General features: G+C 63.3%; 20 protein-coding genes. 12 read left to right on the top strand and 8 right to left on the bottom strand.

The annotated features are described in order from the left end of the window. Positions 1–262: 262 nt before the first annotated feature. The 3 genes from B2790_RS05045 to B2790_RS05035 form a co-directional block, all read right to left on the bottom strand. A complete protein-coding gene (locus tag B2790_RS05045) occupies positions 263–1183 on the bottom strand; it encodes a LysR family transcriptional regulator (RefSeq protein ID WP_286918390.1) in 921 nt (306 codons plus the stop codon). A gap of 111 nt (positions 1184–1294) precedes the next feature. After that, positions 1295–2017, bottom strand: a complete 723-nt coding sequence (locus B2790_RS05040; RefSeq protein WP_286918389.1) for a hypothetical protein — start codon at positions 2015–2017, stop codon at positions 1295–1297. 78 nt (positions 2018–2095) lie between these two features. Continuing rightward, positions 2096–2398, bottom strand: coding sequence for a DUF3077 domain-containing protein (locus B2790_RS05035; protein ID WP_025338583.1), 303 nt, complete (start codon positions 2396–2398; stop codon positions 2096–2098). A gap of 197 nt (positions 2399–2595) precedes the next feature. Between B2790_RS05035 and B2790_RS05030 the strand changes: the two genes are divergently transcribed. Next, positions 2596–3219, top strand: coding sequence for a glutathione S-transferase family protein (locus B2790_RS05030; protein ID WP_025338582.1), 624 nt, complete (start codon positions 2596–2598; stop codon positions 3217–3219). Positions 3220–3286: 67 nt separating this feature from the next. Here B2790_RS05030 and B2790_RS05025 read toward each other — a convergent pair whose 3' ends face one another. Beyond that, the gene (locus tag B2790_RS05025; RefSeq protein WP_286918388.1) at positions 3287–4462 is read right to left on the bottom strand and encodes an MFS transporter; all 1176 of its coding nucleotides are present in this window, start codon (positions 4460–4462) and stop codon (positions 3287–3289) included. A gap of 94 nt (positions 4463–4556) precedes the next feature. Here B2790_RS05025 and B2790_RS05020 point away from each other — a divergent pair, with 94 nt between their 5' ends. From B2790_RS05020 to B2790_RS05010, 3 genes are all read left to right on the top strand, one after another. Then, entirely contained in the window at positions 4557–5471 is a 915-nt protein-coding gene (locus B2790_RS05020) for a LysR substrate-binding domain-containing protein (RefSeq protein WP_286918387.1), read from the top strand. Positions 5472–5685: 214 nt separating this feature from the next. Beyond that, a complete protein-coding gene (locus B2790_RS05015; protein ID WP_075044782.1) occupies positions 5686–6177 on the top strand; it encodes a DUF1543 domain-containing protein in 492 nt (163 codons plus the stop codon). Between the two features lie 84 nt (positions 6178–6261). Further along, the gene (locus tag B2790_RS05010; protein WP_286918386.1) at positions 6262–7248 is read left to right on the top strand and encodes a 5'-nucleotidase; all 987 of its coding nucleotides are present in this window, start codon (positions 6262–6264) and stop codon (positions 7246–7248) included. Positions 7249–7364: 116 nt separating this feature from the next. Here B2790_RS05010 and B2790_RS05005 read toward each other — a convergent pair whose 3' ends face one another. Next, positions 7365–8006: an HD domain-containing protein gene (locus tag B2790_RS05005; RefSeq protein WP_025338578.1), complete on the bottom strand. Its 642-nt coding sequence runs from the start codon at positions 8004–8006 to the stop codon at positions 7365–7367. A gap of 130 nt (positions 8007–8136) precedes the next feature. Between B2790_RS05005 and B2790_RS05000 the strand changes: the two genes are divergently transcribed. From B2790_RS05000 to B2790_RS24875, 5 genes are all read left to right on the top strand, one after another. After that, positions 8137–9108 carry a GlxA family transcriptional regulator gene (locus B2790_RS05000; RefSeq protein WP_286918385.1) on the top strand — a complete coding sequence of 324 codons (972 nt, stop codon included), beginning with the start codon at positions 8137–8139 and terminating at the stop codon, positions 9106–9108. Positions 9109–9490: 382 nt separating this feature from the next. Beyond that, positions 9491–10510, top strand: coding sequence for a helix-turn-helix transcriptional regulator (locus B2790_RS04995; RefSeq protein WP_286918384.1), 1020 nt, complete (start codon positions 9491–9493; stop codon positions 10508–10510). Positions 10511–10614: 104 nt separating this feature from the next. Beyond that, positions 10615–11715, top strand: coding sequence for a hypothetical protein (locus B2790_RS04990; RefSeq protein WP_286918383.1), 1101 nt, complete (start codon positions 10615–10617; stop codon positions 11713–11715). 62 nt (positions 11716–11777) lie between these two features. Next, positions 11778–13400: a hypothetical protein gene (locus B2790_RS04985; protein WP_286918382.1), complete on the top strand. Its 1623-nt coding sequence runs from the start codon at positions 11778–11780 to the stop codon at positions 13398–13400. Positions 13401–13402: 2 nt separating this feature from the next. Continuing rightward, a complete protein-coding gene (locus B2790_RS24875) occupies positions 13403–13669 on the top strand; it encodes a YkgJ family cysteine cluster protein (RefSeq protein WP_349681750.1) in 267 nt (88 codons plus the stop codon). Positions 13670–14101: 432 nt separating this feature from the next. On the opposite strand, the gene B2790_RS04980 is transcribed toward B2790_RS24875, so the two are convergent. Next, a complete protein-coding gene (locus B2790_RS04980) occupies positions 14102–15295 on the bottom strand; it encodes an ATP-binding protein (RefSeq protein WP_286918381.1) in 1194 nt (397 codons plus the stop codon). A 242-nt stretch (positions 15296–15537) separates the two neighbouring features. On the opposite strand from B2790_RS04980, the gene B2790_RS04975 reads away from it, so the two are divergent. From B2790_RS04975 to B2790_RS04965, 3 genes are all read left to right on the top strand, one after another. Beyond that, positions 15538–17295: an OPT family oligopeptide transporter gene (locus tag B2790_RS04975; protein ID WP_286918380.1), complete on the top strand. Its 1758-nt coding sequence runs from the start codon at positions 15538–15540 to the stop codon at positions 17293–17295. A gap of 166 nt (positions 17296–17461) precedes the next feature. Next, positions 17462–18739 (top strand): bifunctional O-acetylhomoserine aminocarboxypropyltransferase/cysteine synthase, encoded by a 1278-nt coding sequence (locus B2790_RS04970; protein ID WP_286918379.1) that lies wholly within the window; start codon positions 17462–17464, stop codon positions 18737–18739. Positions 18740–18803: 64 nt separating this feature from the next. After that, the gene (locus tag B2790_RS04965) at positions 18804–19568 is read left to right on the top strand and encodes a hypothetical protein (protein ID WP_286918378.1); all 765 of its coding nucleotides are present in this window, start codon (positions 18804–18806) and stop codon (positions 19566–19568) included. Between the two features lie 565 nt (positions 19569–20133). On the opposite strand, the gene B2790_RS04960 is transcribed toward B2790_RS04965, so the two are convergent. Together B2790_RS04960 and B2790_RS04955 are read right to left on the bottom strand one after the other, a co-directional pair. Continuing rightward, positions 20134–20313 (bottom strand): hypothetical protein, encoded by a 180-nt coding sequence (locus tag B2790_RS04960; protein ID WP_170978830.1) that lies wholly within the window; start codon positions 20311–20313, stop codon positions 20134–20136. A gap of 96 nt (positions 20314–20409) precedes the next feature. Next, on the bottom strand, positions 20410–20577 hold the full coding sequence (locus B2790_RS04955) for a hypothetical protein (RefSeq protein ID WP_286918377.1): 168 nt from the start codon (positions 20575–20577) through the stop codon (positions 20410–20412). Positions 20578–20845 lie beyond the last annotated feature (268 nt).

Below are 20845 nucleotides of genomic sequence, written 5' to 3'. Positions count from 1 at the left end.
CTCCCACAGGTACGGCGTGGGCTTCGGGCTCACGCTGTACCTGTGGGAGCGGCCGTGGCCGCGAACACCGGCGCAGCCGGTGCCATCCACCGCGTCGCCTGCTTCGCGGGCATGCCCGCTCCCACAGGTACGGCGCAAGCTTTCGGGCTCACGCTATACCTGTGGGAGCGGCCGTGGCCGCGAACACCGGCGCAGCCGGTGCCATTCACCGCGTCGTATTCTTCGCGGGTAGACCCGCCCCTATAGGGGGCCGCAACAGGGCTCAACCGGCCGTAAGCTCCTCCACCAGCAACCGCGCCGCCGGCGACAGCGGCGCGGCTACCCGGTGCACGATCCCGAACGGCTCGCTCAGTGCCCGCAGCTTCACTGCCAGCGACACCAGCATCCCGCGCTGCTCGGCGAAGGCCGCCACGGCGCTGGGGATCACCGCCACCAGCGTCGGGTCATCTTCCAGCAACATGAAGGTGGCGAAGGTGGAGAAGGTTTCCAGCGGGTAGCGTGGCACCTCCACCCCCGCCTCGCTCAACTCACGCTCCAGCGCCTGGCGCATGGGCATGTTGGCCGGGTAGACGATCCAACGGTACTGGCTCAGGTCGCCAACTCCCAGCGCCGCCGCCCCGGCCAGCGGGTGCTGCGGGTGCGCGACCACCGCCAGCGGCTCCTGGGCCAGTTCGACAAAGGCGTAGTCCGCCGCGTTGCGGCCCAGCCCTGGCCGGCAGATGGCCAGGTCCAGGCGCCCTTCATCAAGCTGGGCCAGCAGGTTGGCACTGGTGTTCTCGGCGATCTCCACCGCCAGTTGCGGCTGCTTGCGGCGCAACCGCCCGAGGGCACCGACCAGGGTCGGCATGGCACCCATGATGCTACCCACCGCCAGCCGCCCACCCTGGCCCTGGACGATGCCCAGCACCTCTTCGCGCAAATGCCCCAGGTCACTGTGAATCAACCGCGCATATCGCACCACGCAACGCCCTACGTCATTGGCCACCAGGCCGCTGGGCAGGCGCTGGAACAACGGCACACCCAGCACCTCCTCCACCTCGCGCAAGGCCTTGGTGGCCCCGGGCTGGGAAATCGCCATGGCCTCCGCCGCCTTGTGCAGGGAGCCGCAGCGGTCCAATTCGATGAGCAGGCGTAACTGACGCAGGCGCAGGCGGGAAAAAATGGAGTCCAGGGAGGGGATCATCGGGCAGGCTCGGCATGGGTCTTGTAATGCCGAGCACTATAGAGGGTTGTCAACGGGCGATTGTTGAGTTTGCGGCAAATGTCCTTTGCCCTGAAGACACGCCCGGCAAGCTCACACCAAGCGGCGACGCGACAGGCAGGCATACCCCAGGCCCAGCACGCTGGCCGCCAATACGCCCAGCAGCACCATCAGCTCGCGACTGTAACGGGCCACCCAGGCCGGGAAACCGATGACCTCGCGGTAAACCTGTATGTCAGCCTTGTCATCGGCGTGACTGATGCTGACCCCGCCCTGGCGGATCTGTGAGTAGTCCGCATCGAAATACACCCATACCTTGCACGCGCCACCCGGCTCGATGACGGGGATGTCCGCTTGCATGGTGGAGGTTTCCAGGATGGTGTCATTGCCAGCTGCATCGCGCACCTGTACCAAGCCTTTCGCCGGCAGGCGGATTTTCACCTGGCGCACCTGCGCATTACCACTGTTGCGCAGCTCGATGAGCAAACCGGTACGGTGGTCGACCAGCCCGGCCTCGAAGGGCTTGGCGAACAGCTGGGCATACGGTGCCTGGGCCATTTCGATCAGCCGCTCGACCTGATCGTGGCTCAGCCCGCCCTCGCTGATGGCATTGATACGCCCCTGCAACTGCTCGTACTTGAGCTGCTCGCTGGCTTTGGTGATGCGTTCGCTGAACTGGCTGGGATAGGTGAGGTAGGCATAGGTCAGCGATGCCTCCAGGCGCGGGTTGCCCCTGAGCAACCCATAGGCGGTCAGCAGGACCATCAGGCCAAGCAGCACGGCTACGAGGAGTTTCCCCACCTTGTCCCAGCTCAATGCGAACTTCCTTCTGTCGTGATACAGAGATTCAAACTGGCCAAGGGTGCCAAGTTCATGGTCCCCAGGCAAGCCTGACTAAGGCTCCTGCTCGCCTCCCCGAGCCTGGCGCAACTGCTGCAACTGGCCGTCGATCAGCGCCTTGGCCATGCCTGCCAGGTAATACGTGGCCTGCATCATCGCCTTGCGGTCACCGGGCCGGTCGATGGCCTTGCGGGTGAGTTCGGTAATGCAGCCCATGATGCTCGAGGCCTCCATCAGCGCCGTACGCATTGGCAACTGCGCGTTCATCTGCACCAGTTCGGCGCCGCCGTTGCCAAAACGGCCCGCTGCACGCACGACATTGAGGTTGCTGCTTTCTTTCGGAGTGTCTTTGTCCATGTCCATTCCTCGGGGTTACGAGCGTGCCGAGACTAGGGCGCTGCCTGCCCCGCCACAATAACCTTGGGGGTGGAAAGGCTTACTTTCGGAAATGGACTACAAGGAACCTACAAAGGGGATGCTCCACCACCACTCAGGCTCTTGACCGGCAACCGGCAGTGACGGACGATCAATCTCCCCCCACAAGGATGAACACCATGCTACGGATACTGGGCAGAGCCTCCTCCATCAATGTACGAAAAGTCCTGTGGGCGTGCGCCGAGTTCGAGGTCGCGTTCGAGCGCGAAGACTGGGGGGCGGGTTTCAAGCCCACGGACAGCGCCGAGTTCCTTGCGTTGAACCCCAACGCCATGATCCCGGTGATCCAGGATGGCGACTTCACCCTGTGGGAATCCAACAGCATCATCCGCTACCTGGCCACGCGCTATGGCGCCACCGGGTTCTACCCGGGCGAAGCGCAGGCGCGGGCCAGGATCGACCAGTGGATCGACTGGCAGGCCTCGGACCTCAACCGTTCCTGGAGCTACGCGTTCATGTCGCTGGTCAGGCACTCGCCCGCCCACCAGGACCCACAGGCCCTGGCCGCCGGCTGCGCGGACTGGGCGCGCTACATGCACATTCTCGACCGCCAGCTGGCAAGCACCGGTGCCTACGTGGCCGGCAGCCAGTTCACCTTGGCCGACATCCCCATTGGCCTGTCGGTCAACCGCTGGTTCGAAACGCCGTTCGAGCACCCGCACCTGCCGGCCGTGCGCGATTATTACGAGCGGCTGAGCGAGCGCCCGGCCTATCACCTGCATGGCCGTAACGGTACGCCGTGATGGGCAAAACTGTGGGGCTGCCTTGTGTCGCGATGGGGCGCAAAGCGCCCCCGAAGATCTCCACCTGTTACGCAGCAACCTGACTCGCCGCAGCCCCCGACCGCCCCCGCCAAGCGAACAGCAGCACCATCACCAGGCCCAAAACCGCCATCGCCGCCCCCGCCAGGGAAACCGCCGAATACCCCAACCCGGCATTGATCACCGCCCCACCCAGCGCCGCACCAATCGCATTCCCCAGGTTGAACGCCCCGATATTCACCGCCGACGCCAGGTTGGGCGCATCCTTGGCCGCCTCCATCACCCGCATCTGCAGCGGCGGCACCAGGGCAAAGCTGGCAGCGCCCCAGACCAGGATCGCCAGCGCAGTCGGCAGCGGCCAGTCCATCACCAGCGGGAACACCAGCAACACCGCAATCAGCACGGCCAGCGACAGCATCAGGGTACGGTCGATCGAGCGGTCCGCCGCCTTGCCACCCCACACGTTGCCCAAGGTCAGGCCGACACCGAACAACACCAGCATGGCCGTGACGAAGGTGGTGGACGCTGCCGCTTCGCTCTGCAGGATCGGCGCGATGTAGGTGAATACCGTGAACATCGCACTGGAGCCCACCACGGTCAGCAGCAATGCCGCCAGCACCGGCCCGCGGCCCAGCACGCGGATTTCGGCCATGGCCCCGCCACCCTTGGGCGACGGCACATTGGGCAGTGCGTACCAGAGGGTGGTCATTGCCACCAGGCCGAGCCCGGCGATGCCCCAGAATGCCGTGCGCCAGCCCAGCATTTCACCGAACCAGGTCGCCAGCGGCACTCCGCCGATGGTGGCCAGGGTCAACCCCATGAACATGGCGGCCACGGCCCCGGCGCGCTTCTCGGGCGGCACCACGCTGGCCGCGACGATCGAACCGATGCCGAAGAACGCACCGTGGTTCAGCGAGGTGACCACGCGGGCGACCAGCAGGCTGGCGTAGTCGCTGGCCAGGGCCGACATCAGGTTGCCGAGGGTGAAAATGGCCATCAGCCCGATCAGCAGGTAACGCCGTGGGATCTTCACCGTGGCCAGGGTCATCAGCGGTGCGCCGATCAGCACACCGATCGCATAGGCACTGACCAACAGCCCGGCAGCGGGGATGGAGACACCAAGGTCGGTGGCGATGCTGGGCAACATGCCCATGGGGGCGAACTCGGTGACACCGATGCCAAAGGCACCGATGGCGAGTGCGACAAGAGGTGGATTGATACGCATGGCAAGCTCCTTATCTGTGCTGCAAATGCTACGATCCGAAGGCTAGCCGCACTAGACTGCATTTTTGCGAACCACCTTTGCTGAAGAGGCACAAATGGACTTCAGTGGAAGATCCGGAGAGATGGAAATATTTGCCAAGGTGGCCCAGGAGGGCAGCCTGTCCGCAGCCGCCCGGGCGCTGGGCCTGACACCTTCGGCGGTGAGCCGCATCCTCGCGCGCACCGAACAGCGCCTGGGCACCCGCCTGCTGCTGCGCACCACCCGGGCGATCACCCTCACGCCCGAGGGCGAAGCGTACCTGCGCGGTGCACGGCGGGTGCTCGCCGACATGCTCGAAGTGGAAGAGGCCATCACCGACCAGGGCGTGCCACGCGGGCGCTTGCGAGTCAGCGCAGCGCTGGGCCATGGCCGCTTGACCGTGGTGCCGTTGCTGGCGGCGTTCAGCGCGCGCTACCCGCAGGTGCTGGTCGACCTTACCCTCAGCGACGAAGTGGCCGACATTCTCGGCGGCCAGGCCGACGTGGCGCTGCGCTTCGGCCACCTGCCGGACAGTTCGTTGAGCGCCCGCGCCATTGGCGAAACCGGCCAGGTGATCGTCGCCTCGCCCGAGTACCTGGCGCGCTGCGGTACGCCGCTTGTGCCAGAAGACCTGGCCCGGCACAACTGCCTGCGCTTCAACTTCCGCCGCGCCGCGCCCGACTGGCCGTTCCGCCGCGACGGGCAGGTTTTTTCATTGAAGCTGGCGGGCAATATCGAATGCAGCAGCGGCGAGGCCCTGGCGCAGTTGGCCAGGCTCGGCGCCGGCGTGGCGCGCATCGGTACCTTTACCGTGGCCGATGACCTGGCCAACGGGCAGCTGGTGCCGTTGCTGGAGGCGTACAACCCCGGTGATCGCGAGCCGATCCATGCGGTGTTCGTCGGCGGCCCAGCGATGCCGGCGCGGGTGCGGGTGTTCGTGGATTTTCTGGTGGAGCAACTGTCAGGCCGGAGCTGTCGCGCAGAGAACTGAATGCGCAAACGGTACGCGCACCCTGTGGGAGCGGCTTTAGCCGCGAAGAATCCAACACAGTGCCTGGCACCGGCTGCGCCGGTGTTCGCGGCTAAAGCCGCTCCCACAGAGGCCCTGCTAATTCAGTGAGCCCTGTGCAGTTCCATGAAAGCGGCATCCGCGAATCAGGCAGTACAATGCCGCATTCTTACGTTAGCCCCGCAAAGGACCGCCCATGCTTTACGTCGTCATGCTCGGAGGCCGCCACCCCGGCGCCAAGATCGAAGTTCACGATGTGGTGTTCGCCCTGGCCGACACCTTCGAACAGGCCTACCCGCAGTTGCGCCAGGCCTGGTTCGGCAGCCCGAAAGGTTTGCACATCGATTCGTGGCTGGAAGTGCATGGCGTCGACGGCCAGCGCATCGAACTGCGCCCGCACGCCCCCGCCCCCGGTGCCCTGCGCCTGTACTTCATCAACCTCGGTGGTTATGAACGCGCAGTGTTCGGCGAGGCCCACCGCTACCTGCTGGTCACCGCCCACAGCAAGACCGAGGCCAAGGCCCTGGGCAAGCAACGCATGCAGGCGGGCTGGCTGAAGCCGCATACCGATGCCTTGCTGGATGTCGACGACTGCCTGGCGATCGACCAGGTGGCAGGGCAGTTCGTGCACCTGGTCGAAGGGGCGCATGAGCCGCTGATGGTGCGTAGCGACTACATCCTCATCTGATGCCGATAGCGCCTGTTGGTACTGAGGGCTTTCGTCACAGCGCACGGGTACACTTGCCTTCAGCTCACGCTCAGGAGTTGCTTCATGCCCTACCCCATCGAACAGAAACTGGTCATCGGCGTTGCTTCGAGTGCGCTGTTCGACCTCACCGTCTCGGACGACATCTACCAGACCCAGGGCGTCGAGGCATACCGCCAGCACCAGCAGCAGAACCTGGACGAACCCTTCCCCAAGGGTGTGGCATTCCCGTTCATTCGCCGCTTCCTGAGCATCAACCAGGCCTTCCCCGAGCAGTTGCCGGTGGAGGTGGTGCTGCTGTCGCGCAACTCGCCGGAAACCGGCCTGCGGGTGTTTCGCTCGATCAGCCACTACCAGCTGGACATCACCCGCGCGGCGTTCATGTCGGGCCGCTCGCCCTACGAGTACATCCCGGCGTTCAATGCCTCGCTGTTCCTCAGCGCCAACGAGGAGGATGTACAGAAAGCCATCGACGCCAACTACCCCGCCGGGCGGGTGCTGCCGACACGCATCTACGATGACGAGATCGACACCGAATTGCGGGTGGCCTTCGACTTTGACGGGGTGATTGCCGATGACGAGGCCGAGCGCGTGTACAAGCGCGACGACAACCTGGACGAGTTTCAGGAGCATGAACGCGTGCGCAAGGGCATCCCGCATTCGCCGGGGCCGCTGGCGGACCTGTACCGCAAGCTTTCGCTGATTCGCATGCTCGAAGACCGCAAGTTGGCCGAGGACCCGGCGTACAAGCGCATCTTGCGGATTGCCATCGTGACGGCGCGCAATGCCCCTTCGCACGAGCGGGTGGTGACGACGTTGAAGGATTGGGGCGTATCGCCGGACGAGTGCTTCTTTCTGGGCGGGATGGAAAAACCCAGGGTGCTGTCGATACTGAAGCCGCATGTGTTCTTTGATGACCAGCGCAGCCATTTGCAATCGCCGGCGGGGGATTTGCCGATGGTGCATGTGCCGTTCGGGGTGGCGAATCGCGAGCGTTCGGTAGCGGACTCTGCGCTCGACGTGCCAGCTGCCACTTCGATAGCACCGGTTTGATCTGATGTCCAACCTGTGGGAGCGGGCACGCCCGCGAAGGGCCGCAAAGCGGCCCCAATCTGTATAGCTGACAGGCACCAGGGCCTGCGATCACCGGCAGCACCAGCCCGCTTTATTCAGCTCGCCCAGCAGGACTGCCGAATGACGCTGCAGAAATTCCCAGGCCGGAATGCAGGCTCCTTGTCCGCGATCACATCCGCCTTCACGTTGCCAAACGTGGTCTGCGGCTTGTGCCGGATCCCGTCGTAAAACGCCTGGATGATCGCCTCCTTGAACCGCTCCCCACGCGGGTGCGCCTGGACCACGGCGTCCCGCGCGGCAATCCCCAACCCTTCGTGGTGCAGCCCCAGCACATCAGTCTCCACCCCCGCCGTGACCAGGGCGATCAGCGGGTGCATGTGCTCTGGAATGCCCGGCGTGGTATGCAGCGCGATCGCCGTCCACACACGCTCGACATCGCGCTCGTCCACGCCGTGGCGCTGGAGGAAATCGCGCGCCGCATTGGCACCGTCCACCTCGAAGCGGCAGCAATCGCTGCTGTGCTGATGGGTCAGGCCCATGTCATGGAACATGCAGCCTGCGTACAACAGTTCACTGTCGTAACGCAGCCCCAGCCGCTGCCCGGCAAGGGCCGCGAAGTAGAACACCCGGCTGGAGTGGTGGAACAGCAAAGGGGAAGCCGTGTCACGGACGAGCTCGGTGATTTCCCGAGCCATGGCGCTGTCGGGCACCTGGATACCAGCGATAGATGAGGACATGGTCGCTCCTGGGTGGGTTGATGACGAGCCCAGTCTGCGGTCGTGAGCCAATGTCCTCAATTGACTTGTAGCGCCAGATACTGCCATTGTCGGCGGATTACGGACTTGCGGCGCAACGCCCGGAGCCACCATGCCCTCTGCCCCCATCACGGTCGCCATCCTGGCCATGCCCGGCGTACAACTGCTGGATGCCTGCGGCCCGCTCGATGTGTTCGCCGAAGCCAACCGCCAGGCCGGCCGTGACGCCTATCGCCTACTGTTGCTGGCTTGCGAACCGGGGCCGCTGGTGAGCTCTTCCGGTACGCGCCTGGTCGCCGACGGCTGGATCGGCGAAGACCTGGAAGCCATCGACACCTTGCTGGTCGCCGGCACGCCGCAGGCTGCCGAGCAATACCTGCGCCCCGGCATTCTCGACTGGCTGCGGCAACGCGCGGGCGCTTGCCGGCGTTACGGCTCGGTGTGCACGGGGGCGTTTGCCCTGGCGGCTGCCGGGTTGCTGGATGACCGGCGTGTGACCACCCATTGGGCCGTGGCGCAGCCGCTGGCCGAGCGTTATCCGCGGGTGCAGGTGGATGCCGACGCCATTCAGGTGCATGACGGCAAGCTGCGTACCGCTGCGGGGGTAACGGCCGGGCTGGACCTGGCACTGGCCCTGGTGGAAGAAGACCTGGGGCGGGATATTGCCAAGCAGGTTGCCGGGCACCTGGTGATGTACTTCAAACGGCCTGGTGGGCAGCTGCAGTTCAGCCGGCAGGGCGGGACATCACCGGTTGGGCGTTCGGCATTGCAAGGGTTGCAGCGTTACGTGGCCGCCAACCCTGCACTGGACCACGGGGTTGCCAGCCTGGCTGCGCGGGTTGGGCTGAGCCCGAGGCATTTTGCACGGGTGTTTCAGGGTGATGTGGGCATGACCCCGGCCGCGTGGGTGGAGCTGGCGCGGGTGAATGCTGCGCGGGCGCGGCTGGAGGCTGGGCGAGAGGCACCGAAGCAGGTGGCGGCGCTGTGCGGGTTTGCCAATGCGGATACGTTGCGGCGGGCGTTCGTGAAGCATGTGGGGGTGACGCCGGCGGAGTATCGCAAGCGGTTTGGGCGGTCGGGGTGAGGAGACCTTGATAAGCGTGGCGTTCACGCAATGTGCAACGCCAATCAGCCCCCAGCGACACAGGTTGTCGCCCTCCTGGCAAAAGCTACCCACACCAAGCCAGGAGGAAAACGAGATGAGAGACCTGTTTGCAGTCATCGGCTTTGCCGTGGTGGTGAAGAAGGGATACGAGTGGTATCGCGAGTACAGCGAGCTCAAACGCGAAAAAGCGCAACGGCAGTGAGCCCGCAAAGCCCACGTAATACCAAAGGCGATAAAAATTGACGCGCAAATGCGCCATTAAACCGCCATTACCACTAGCATATGGCCACCATTCACCGGTACGATCCGCACAGCTAGAAGTCGTGCCGGGCAGCCGGTGATCCAGAACAAGGTCGTTTTCATGTCACAAGCGAAGGACACGCTGCTCAGACTGTTTGCCTTGCTCCGTCTTATCCCGACAGAGCCACAGCGCATTGCCACCCCCACGTTGCTGGAGAAGCTTCGCGATCGCGGGTTTTCGGTCACGCTGCGTTCCATTCAACGCGACCTGAATCGGTTGTCCATCCCCTTCTCCCTCGTGTGCGACGACAGCGAGATGCCTTTTCGCTGGAGCTTCACTCGTAACGCGCCCTTGCAGCTGCAAGACATGGATGCGCCTACGGCATTGGCGCTTTACCTGTCCGAAAACCATCTGCACGCCTTATTGCCGCAAACAGTCCTGGACCAATTGGGCCCGCAGTTCCGCCGCGCCCGTAACTACCTGCATGGCGTAGGGGCCAATGGCCTGGCCGATTGGGCCCGGCGCGTTCGTGCACTGCCCAACGGTAAAACCTTGATCCCGGCTGTGGTGTTGCCAGAGGTTTGGGCACAGGTATCCAGCGCGTTGCTGGAGCGTCGGCAACTGCAGGTGAGCTATCGAAGCCGCAGCAAAGATGCCATCAAGCAATTTCGCCTGCATCCGGCCGGGCTGGTATCGCGACATGCCATCAGCTACCTGGTTGCGACGGTTGATGACTACAGTGACCTGCGCCAGTTTGCATTGCATCGCATCCAGCAAATCGAAGTGCTCGGCGAAGCTGCCGAGCTGCACAGCAGCTTCGATGTCGACGACTACATCGCCAGCGGCGTATTCAACCTGCGCCAATCCGACGCCCATGTAGAACTGATCGCCGATGTTCATCCACAGATCGCCACCTTGTTGCACGAGACGCCCCTCAGCCAGCAACAGGAATTGACTGACCTGCCTTCAGAGGACTGGAAGCGATTACGCGCCAAGGTGCCCCTGGACCGGGAAACGCTGTGGTGGATATTCGCGCTCAACGACAACATCCGCCTACATGCCCCACAGGTCTGGGTCGACGAGATCCGCCAGCGTTTGCGCTCGATGCAAGCGTTCTACCTGGAGGCTTGCCCCGCCTGACCTCAACCCTGCAGTACGTTGTGCCGATTTTCCGCTACCGCTGCTCAATGTGAGCGCGAAAGCAAACCTAGACAGATATCGATATCCACCAAAAGGACATTGCCATGCCGCTTCCTCTAATCCTCGGTGCCGCCGCCCTGGTTACAGCTGCTTACGGAGCCAAGAAAGGCTACGACGGATACCAACGTCATTCGGAAGCCGACGAAATTGTCAAAGGCGCCCAGGAACGCTATGAGGCGAAGAAGGAAATCTTTGACGAGCAGGAAACCAAAACCACTTCCGCTCTCGAAGCCTTGGGGAAAAAGGAACTGGAGATCGGCCAGAGTTTTGCTGAATTCAAGGTACTGGCCGACAAACTGCTGGACCAGATGAACGCCGGCCGCCAGCACAAACTGGAAGTCAACATTCCCAAGCACAACCTGCAAAAGGTCGACAGCTACAGCTTCACTGCTGTTGGCGTGCTGGGTACCGTAGCGGGCGCAGGTACTGCGGGCGCTGCGGCGGGCTTCGCCGTCTATGGCGGTGTAATGGCCCTGGGCGCGGCTTCGACCGGCACCGCCATTTCGTCGCTGGCTGGTGTTGCCGCTACCAACGCGACCCTGGCGGCAATCGGTGGCGGCTCTTTGGCTACCGGTGGCCTGGGCATGGCAGGCGGTACCGCAATTCTGGGCGCAGCAGTGGCCGCCCCGGTATTGGCGATTGCCGGCTGGGCTTACAACAGCCACGGCGAGGAGGCGTTGAAAAACGCCCGCAAAGCCGACCAGGAAGTGACAGCGGCGGTCGGCAAGCTTGCCCGCGCCACCGAAATGCTCGGTGAAACCGAACACTACACCCGCAAGATCCGTCGTTCGCTGATGTCCATCTACGCCCAGTTCAATCAGTATTTCGACAGCCTGAAGGACATCGACAGCTTCCTGCAGGACCTCAAAGGCCGCAACGTCGATGCCAAGGCGGAACTGGCCAAGCACAACGAGTCGATCGTGCGCACCATCGAAAACGGCTACGCCCTGGCGGCCATTCTGGTGAACGTCATCACCACCCCGATCTTCAAGCTCAAGAAGGTCAACGGTCAGGTCGCCAAGGATGAAAATGGCGTTCCGACCATGGAACTGGACAACGACGGTTCGATGGTCCTGAACGAGAGCGAACTCGACAAAGTGATGGTCAGCGCCAGCGCTGAAGCAGAAAAGGTCGAAGCAGCCTGATGCCCTCCCGGGGAAGGCTCGCCTTCCCCACCTCCCCCTTTTCGATTTTCATGGACCCGAACATGCACGCCGCAGCGCGAGACTATCCCTGGGCTGAAGAGCTCGAGAAAACCGTAGTCACCAGCCTGGCCACCAGTTTTGGCCTGGACTTTCTTTTGTTCCAGGACAAACACGGCGGCGAGGTGGACACCATCCACAATGCACGCAATGGCGTTTGGGCAACGGAGCAGGAGAAGCAACGCTTCGAAAAGCGCGGCGACTACAATCCGGATCCGTACCATCAGCACGAAAACTACATCGAGACAGGGCGCAGGGACAAAGCCACTCACCTGGCTGGCGAACTTCACGACCCTTACCGCAACACCACGTTGACTGCAGCCCAGAAACGCAACATTGATCACGTTATCAGTGCCAAGGAAATTCATGACGATGCCGGCCGCGTGCTGGCCGGGCTGGACGGTGTCGAGCTGGCGAACCAGAGCAGCAACCTGCAAACGACCCACGAAAGCATCAACAAGTCGAAAGGCCAGACGCCTATCAACGACTACCTCCGCGATTTGCCCGAGCTGATCGGCAGAAGCGAAACCAAACTGGCAAAGGACCGAGCACGCCTGGCTACCTTGCCGCGTGACACCCCCGAGCAACAGCACAATGCACGCGTGCTGGAAGATCAGATTCGCAAAGACGAAAACAAGATCGAAACGTTGAAGGCCATCGACCCCGATGAGATGCGCAAACGGGACGAGGCTGCCCGGGCGCCCTACAACGAACAGATCAACCGCGCCTACTACACCAGCAGCAAGTTCTGGAAGCAAAGCGCTTCCGCGTCGCTGGATGCCGGCCTGAAAATGGGTGCCCGCCAGATGCTTGGCCTGGTGCTGGCCGAAGTCTGGTTCGAATTGCGCGGGCAGGTGCCGGCGCTGCTTGAAAAACTCAAGCACAAGTTCGACTTCGAAACCTTCATCGACAGCGTCAACAGCACCTTGAAAGGCATCTGGACGCGTGTGCAAAAACGCTTCACGGACTTTCTCATCGGCTTCAAGGACGGCGTTTTCGCGGGTGTCATGGCCAGCGCGACCACCACGCTGTTCAATGTGTTCGCCACGACCAAGGTCATGACGGTCAAGATCATTCGCGAGGTCTGGGGCCAGTTGGTCAAGGCCATCAAACTGATGATCTTCAACCCCGAACAACTGGGCTTCGTCGACCTCTGCAAGGCCGTTACCAGCTTGATGTCCCTCGGTGCCGCCACTGTCGTGGGCACCATGGTGCATGCCCAACTGCTGCCACTGTGCAGCTTCCCCTTCGGCGGTGAACTGGTGGCGTTTGCCAGCGCACTGGTCACCGGCGTGGTCACCCTGGGCCTGAACTACTTCCTGCTGCACAGCCCAGTGGCCCACAAGCTTTGGGCCTTTATCGAGTCGATCATGCCCCACGCCGGTGTGGTCAAGCACTTCGAGTCGGTAAACGCAGAGCTGGACCGTTACCTGACCGAGCTGAGCAAGCTTGAGTTCAACCTGGACGCTTATGAACTTGAAGCGTTCTCGCTGACGCTGATGGCCTGCAACGATGAATTGCAGCGCGGCATGGTGCTGAAAGCTGAGGTCGCCAAGCGCAACATCGAGCTGCCGTTTGAAATGGGCAACAGTGCGAGCACTCGCGACTGGCTGGCCTCGCTGGTGTAAGAATGCAGCCGTTTCCGTGCAACCAGTGCGGCCTGTGCTGCCGAAACGTTCACCTGGCCGAGGAAACGCGCTTCCTCGACCGGGGGGACGGCACCTGTCGACATCATGACGTGCCCAGCAAACGCTGCACGATCTACGAGGAAAGACCTGAGATCTGTCGGGTGGATCGGCAATATGAGCTGCACTACGCCAACCGGTATGGCTGGGATGAGTTTGTGAAGCTGAATGTTCAGGTATGTGAGGTGCTGGAAGCGCAGTCACGCAGGTAGCCAGGAAATAGCGGCGGCTATCAGATTGGACGGGCGCTCTCGCACCGGGTGCGATCATGCATCCCGGCCGAGGCAGTGCGCTCCCTCGCGAGGTCGGCTCAGCGAGGGCCGCCCCCCTGATGGCCGCCAAAGCCACCGCCACCGCCGTGGCCACCACCATGACCACCGCCACCTCCCGGCGGCATGAACATCCAGCAACCCGACAAGACGGATACCAGCGCCGCAACCAGGGCTGCGCGGAAAAGGTGTTTCGACTTCATTGCAACGCTCCACAAGGCTAGATCTTCCGCCGACCGTTGGCCGGTTCGGCAGCGCGCGGATTCTAGAGTGGCAGCGTGATGGCCCGGGGAAACTTTGCATATCTTTACAGTCGTACTGGCAATCAGGGAGGACCGTTGCCTGTGATTGCGGCTTGCATGCCTGTAGAGCAGGCTAGCCCATCCGCCAATCATCGCCCGGCATGATACGCCGCATGAACTCATCGAAGAGCGGCACCGTGAACGCCGTATCACCGTGGTTCGGGCTATAGATCATCCCTTTATCGATCAATGCACTACGCAACGGCGCGAGCGTGGAAACCTTCCGCTCCAGGCGCGCCGCAATATCCCCAGAGCGATGCGGACCGGCACCCAGATCCGCCATGCCACGCAGGTACTTCTTTTCCGCTAGCGTAAGGCGGTCAAAGCGCACCCGGAAGAAGCTCTCATCCAGTGTGGCAATCGCCTGCTCTGAAGCAGTTTCGACATCAGCGCTGGTGATGGGGCTCTGCGTGGCTACATCCCATGAATGCTTGCCCCACTCCTGCAGGAAATAGGGATAGCCCTGTGAATGTGCCAGCACACTTCCCAGCGCCGCCTCTTCGAATTCCACGCCTTCATCTTCTGCAGGCCGTACTACCGCAAACCTTGCGGCCTCAGGAGCAAGCGGGCCGATCTCAGGGAAATCGAACAGTCGCTCCGCATAGGATTTCGCGTTACCACAACGCCCACGCAATTGAGGCAGGCCAGCCCCAACCAGCGTGACAGGTAACTGGCCCTGGGCACAGCGATGCAAGGCTGTAATCAACGCGGCCAACTGATCTTCGGCAACGTACTGCAACTCGTCGATGAACATCACCAGCGCCGTGTCGGCGCGCTGTGCGGCCTTGCCGGCCTCCTCCAGCAAGGTCGCCAGGTCGCCTTCCAGGTCACCGTTATCAGCCAAGCCAGGTTCTGGCTCCAGGTCCAGGCCTACTTCTATGTCCGCGTAGGCAACCTTCAACGACTTTGCAAAACCGGCAAGGGCTCGCAACCCCCGTTGAGCCAGGTCCCGAGCCGCTTCCACCCGGCTCAGGCGAAGCAGCGCCAGGCGCAACTGAGGCGCCAACAGTGCGGGTAGCGAACGGTTTTCCGGCGCCTCCATGCGTATGGCATGAACACCCTCGGCCTCGGCTTCAATGCGCATTTTTTCGAGAAGTACAGTCTTGCCCACGCCGCGCAAGCCGACCATCAGCACGCTCTTCGCCGCTCGGCCCCGGCGAATGCGGGCGATTGCGATGCTTACCTGCTTGAGCAATGCGTCGCGACCAGCCAATGCCGGCGGCGGCGCGCCTGCTCCCGGGGAATAGGGATTAGCGATCGGGTCCATGACTTATACCGAGTTTAGGAAAGTTATCGAGTTTAGATAACTTAACTAATTTCACTTGATTCGGCAATGTCAGCAAAAGCGAGCCCCTGTGCACAGCACTTTTCTTGAGACCCGACGGTGTTGCCGCTAGCACTTCCGGGCTGTTGCTGGGCACCTTTCACAACCAGAAGCGACAGTGAACCTTTGTGGCAGCAGTGGCTCAGTTGTGCAAAGCGCGCTTACCACTCCGACAAGGGATTGCCATGAGAGATGCCCCGTCCACCGCCCTTCCCCAGGCTCGCATCGAACGTGAACTGAGCCTGCGGGCGGTGCTCACCGGCGTAGTGCTGGGCATTCTGCTGACACCCTCGAATGTGTACGCGGGCCTTCGGATCGGCTGGTCGTTCAACATGTCGATCATCGCCTTGCTGGTCGGCTTCGCCCTTTGGCAGGGCCTGGCGGGGCGCAGCAAGGGCCGGTCCGCCTGGACGTTGCACGAAAGCAACATCAACCAGACCGTGGCCTCGGCCGCCGCGTCCATCGTTTCTGGCGGGCTGGTCGCGCCGATCCCCGCCTATACCCTGCTCACCGGTCACCAGCTGGACCCGCTGCCGATGATGGCCTGGGTGTTCTCCGTGAGCTTTCTGGGCATCTGGATCGCCTGGTATCTGCGCCCCGCCCTGCTCGATGACCATGGCCTGAAGTTCCCTGAGGGCATGGCGACCCTGGAGACATTGCAGCAGATCTACCGCCACGGCCACGAAGCCATGATGCGGATAAAGGTGCTGTGCAGCGCCGCGTTGCTGTCGGGGCTGGTGAAGTGGATTGACGGGTTCGTCTGGGCGATCCCGCGCTGGGCACCCTCGCCTGTGCTCGAGCGCCTGACCTTCACGCTTGATCCTTCGCTGATGCTGGTCGGCTTCGGCGGCATCATCGGTATCCGCGTGGGCCTGACGCTGCTGTTCGGCGCCGCGCTGGCCTGGGGCGGGCTGGCACCGTGGCTGATCGACAATGCCCTGGTGGTGCTGGCCCCGAACGCCAGCGGCCCACAGTTCGCTGCCCTGGTGGAATGGTTGTTGTGGCCGGGCGTCAGCCTGATGGTATGCGCGACCCTGACTTCATTGTCGGTCCGCCTGTTGCAAATGCCCCGGCAAAAGCCTACCGCCCCGCTGGCTAGTCGGTCAGCGCACCCCCGTGGGCGATTTTCCCTGGCACCTGCGTGCGGGCTGTTATTGTCCATCGCGCTGGTGGTGGCGTTACAGGCGTTGCTGTTCGGCATCGACTGGTGGATGGCGCTGCTGAGCATTCCCTTGGCGATATGCCTTGCGGTGGTCGCCGCGCGCGTGGTCGGCGCCACCGGTATTGCGCCGATCGGCGCCATCGGCAAGCTGTCGCAGCTCAGCTTTGGCCTGGTCGCCCCAGGCCAGGTGGCCATCAACCTGATGAGCGCCAACACTGCCGGTGGCGCGGCCGGGCAAGCCACCGACCTGATGAACGACTTCAAGGTTGGCCAGGCGATCGGCGCGACGCCACACAAGCAACTGATTGCACAGTGCCTGGGCATCCTAATCGGCAGCGTGGCCGGCGTGCTGGTGTACCTGGTGCTGATTCCCGATCCGCAGACCCTGCTGCTTACCGAGCAATGGCCCGCACCGGCCGTGGCGACCTGGAAAGCCGTGGCCCAGACCCTGATGCAGGGGCTGGGGGCGCTGTCGCCGGAGCTGCGCTGGGCGATCGTGGCCGGCAGCGCGGCAGGCGTACTGCTGGGCGCGCTGGACAGCCTGCTGCCGCAATGGGTGGCGCGCTGGCTGCCGAGTACCGGCGCGCTAGGGCTGGCGTTCATACTGCCGGCATCGATCAGCATGATGATGGGGCTTGGCGCGGTGGTTACCTGGCTGGTCGGTTGCCGTTGGCCGAGCGTTACCGAGCGGTTTGCGATCACGGCCGCAGCGGGGCTGATTGCCGGGGAAAGCATTACCGGGGTGGCGGCATCGTTCTGGGAGATGGTGCGGATGCTGTAGCGGTTGGCATGGCGCGGCCATGCTGCCTGCGTGCCATTTACAACGTTCTAACGCGCCCTTGAATGCGATGGGCTGCTGCCGGGCAGCCCATCGCGCGTTCACGCTTGACCCATACCCTTCCCCGCCACATGCTCGATCGCTCCACCCACGCTCAAGGAACGATTGAATGAAGCTGGAAACCCTCGCCATCCACGCAGGCTTCAGCCCCGACCCGACTACCCGGGCCGTGGCCGTACCGATCTACCAGACCACTTCCTTCGCCTTCGACGACACCCAGCACGGCGCCGACCTGTTCGACCTGAAGGTGGCCGGCAACATCTACTCGCGCATCATGAACCCCACCAACGACGTGCTCGAGCAGCGCATGGCCGCCCTGGAGGGCGGGGTTGGCGCGCTGGCGGTGGCCTCGGGCATGGCGGCCATCACCTACGCCATCCAGACCGTCGCCGAGGCCGGCGACAACATTGTCTCGGTGGCCAAGCTGTACGGCGGCACCTACAACCTGCTGGCCCACACCCTGCCGCGCATGGGCATCCATACCCGCTTCGCCGCCCATGACGACATCGACGCCCTCGAAGCATTGATCGATTCGCGTACCAAGGCGGTGTTCTGCGAGTCCATCGGCAACCCTGCCGGCAATATCGTCGACATCGCCGCGCTGACCGAGGCCGCCCACCGCCATGGTGTGCCGCTGATCGTCGACAACACCGTGGCCACCCCGGTGCTGTGCCGGCCGTTCGAGCACGGTGCCGATATCGTCGTGCACTCGCTGACCAAGTACATCGGCGGCCACGGCACCAGCATCGGCGGCATCGTCATCGACTCCGGCAAGTTCCCCTGGGCCGACAACAAGGAACGCTTCGCCCTGCTCAACACCCCCGACCCGTCCTACCACGGCGTCACCTACACCGAGGCCTTCGGCCCCGCCGCCTTCATCGGCCGCTGCCGCGTGGTGCCGTTGCGCAACACCGGTGCCGCGCTATCGCCGTTCAATGCCTTCCTGATCCTGCAAGGCCTGGAAACCTTGGCCCTGCGCATGGAGCGCCACACCGAGAACGCGCTGAAGGTCGCCCGCTACCTGCAAGCGCACGAGCAGGTGGCGTGGGTGAAATATGCAGGGCTGCCCGACCACCCCGAGCATGAACTGGCCCAGCGCTACACCGGCGGCAAGCCGGCGTCGATCCTGTCGTTCGGCATCAAGGGCGGCCAGGCGGCCGGCGCGCGCTTCATCGATGCGCTGCAGCTGGTGGTGCGCCTGGTGAACATTGGCGACGCCAAGTCTTTGGCCTGCCACCCCGCCTCCACCACCCACCGCCAGCTCAACGACGAGGAACTGGAGAAGGCCGGCGTGCCACGGGACATGGTGCGCCTGTCGATTGGCATCGAGCACAGCGACGACATCATCGCCGACCTGGCCCAGGCGCTGGAGGCCAGCCGCGGTTGATTCATCTGCGCCCTACCCAATGCCTACGGCGGGCGCACCTTTCGCACATATGGATAGCCCTGCGATGACCCTGTTCTACCTCAAGCTGATCGTCACCCCCCTCCTGATGTGGGCCATCTCCCTCGCCTCGCGTCGCTGGGGCGGCCTGCTCGGCGGGTTGCTGTCTGGCCTGCCGATCACCTCGGCACTGGTAATGACCTTCCTGTGCCTGGAACAGGGCACGGCCTTTGCCTTGGGGGCGGTGCCCGGCGCGCTGGGCGGCCTGGCGGCGGTGCAGGCCACTTACACTTTCTACCTGTTCGCTACACGCAGGCTCGGCATCGGCCCAGCCGTATTGCTGGCGATGCTGTTCTATGGTGTAGCGGCCTATGCGTTTACCCACGGGGGCAACCTGTACCTGTCGATTGCCGTGGCGCTGGTGCTGATTGGCGTGCTGATACGCGCCAGCGGCCGCGAGCCCAGGCCGGATGCCCTGGCCCGGCCCCGGCAGCGGTTTTGGGAAATCCCTCTGCGCATGGTGTCTGCCACTTCGTTGCTGATGGTCATCACAAGCCTGGCCAACTGGCTGGGCCCGGCGGCCAGCGGCATGCTAGCGCCGATCCCGGTGATTGCCTGGCCGCTGGTGGTGTTCGCCCATGTGCAGAATGGCCGTGCCGGAATGGCGGCGATGGTGCGGGGCAATGCGATCGGGGCGATGGGGGTGATTGCGTTTTATCTGGTATTGGCAGGGCTGCTCGATGCCTGGGGTGTCGCAATTGCCATCAGCCTGGCCATGCTTTGTGCCGTGATCCTGACCGTGGGGCTGGCGGCTGCGTTGCGACGGGGGTGATACGCCGGCGCGCATGCCAGGGCTGTGTCCATTGGGGCTGCTGCGCAGCCCATCGCAGGCAAGCCAGCTCCTACAGGATCACTACAGTCTTCAAGGCAGATGCAGTACCTGTGGGAGCTGGCGTGCCCGCGAACACCGGCGTAGCCGGTGCCATGCACCGCGTTGGATTCTTCGCGGGCATGCCCGCTCCTACAGGATCACCACAGCCTTCAAGGCAGCCGCAGTACCTGTGGAAGCTGGCGTGCCCGCGAACACCGGCGTAGCCGGTGCCATGCACCGCGTTGGATTCTTCGCGGGCATGCCCGCTCCCACAGGATCACCACAGCCTTCAAGGCAGCCGCAGTACCTGTGGGAGCGGGTTCACCCGCGAACACCGGCGCAGCCGGTGCCAGCCACCGCGCCGGATTCTTCGCGGGCACGCCCACCGGATCACCACAGCCTTCAAGGCAGCCACAGTACCTGTGGGAGCGGGCATGCCCGCGAACACCGGCGCAGCCGGTGCCATACACCGTGTCGGATTCTTCGCGGGTAAACCCGCTCCCACAGGGCCCTGCCCTATCAATGGTCATTCCCTGCGCTGATCCAGGTCCACCGCAGGCTGCTCCACGCTCTGCCTGCCGTCATCAGCCAAGCTGTCTTCCTCCTGCCAATCACCACCCTCTTCTTCGTTCATGAGCGGGTCGTCGTCAGGGTCGGGTATGGTCGGGCGGTCGGGGTCAACGGCCGGGTCAGGTGAAGTGGGCATGTTCTGGTTCGTGCCGCCTTGGGCATTCGGATCGGGGCTCATCGCTGCATACCTCGCAAGAAAAGGTGTGAACCGCATTCGTTCCGGGCAACTCCGTCAGCGAGGCTGCGGGTGCTCGGCAGAAACCGAATTGTTGGCCTGCACGTCCTCCATCTCCTCCTCGAACGGGCCTTCGTCATCCGAAGGTAGCGGGACCTCTCCGTCACCGCTGCCGGGCTGGGATTCGGTTTGCTCGAGGCCGGGGACTTTCTGATCGTTTGCCATGGAAGTTCTCCTGGGTTTGCGCATTGATCGCGCATACAGATCGGACGGAAAACGGCTAGCAGCAGTGCCTTGGGTTCGACAGGTGGCGCAAAAGGCCGGGGTACCGATCATGGCCACATACTGAGCGGCATCCATCATTCAGAGACGTTTCCTACAAGCTTTTAGGAAGCCCAATGCCTCTCTGGAAAGCGATTCCCCGTTAGTGTTCAGAGGTCGACAAGGACCTGTCCAACACGAGGATCGCTCATGACCATCAGCCAACGTATTG

The sequence above is a fragment of the Pseudomonas sp. UBA6753 genome (genome assembly GCF_002453565.1).
GTDB classification, from domain to species: Bacteria; Pseudomonadota; Gammaproteobacteria; order Pseudomonadales; family Pseudomonadaceae; genus Aquipseudomonas; species Aquipseudomonas putida_Z.
Note: the sequence above shows the minus strand (reverse complement) of the source record. Positions and strands in the feature narration are given on the sequence as shown.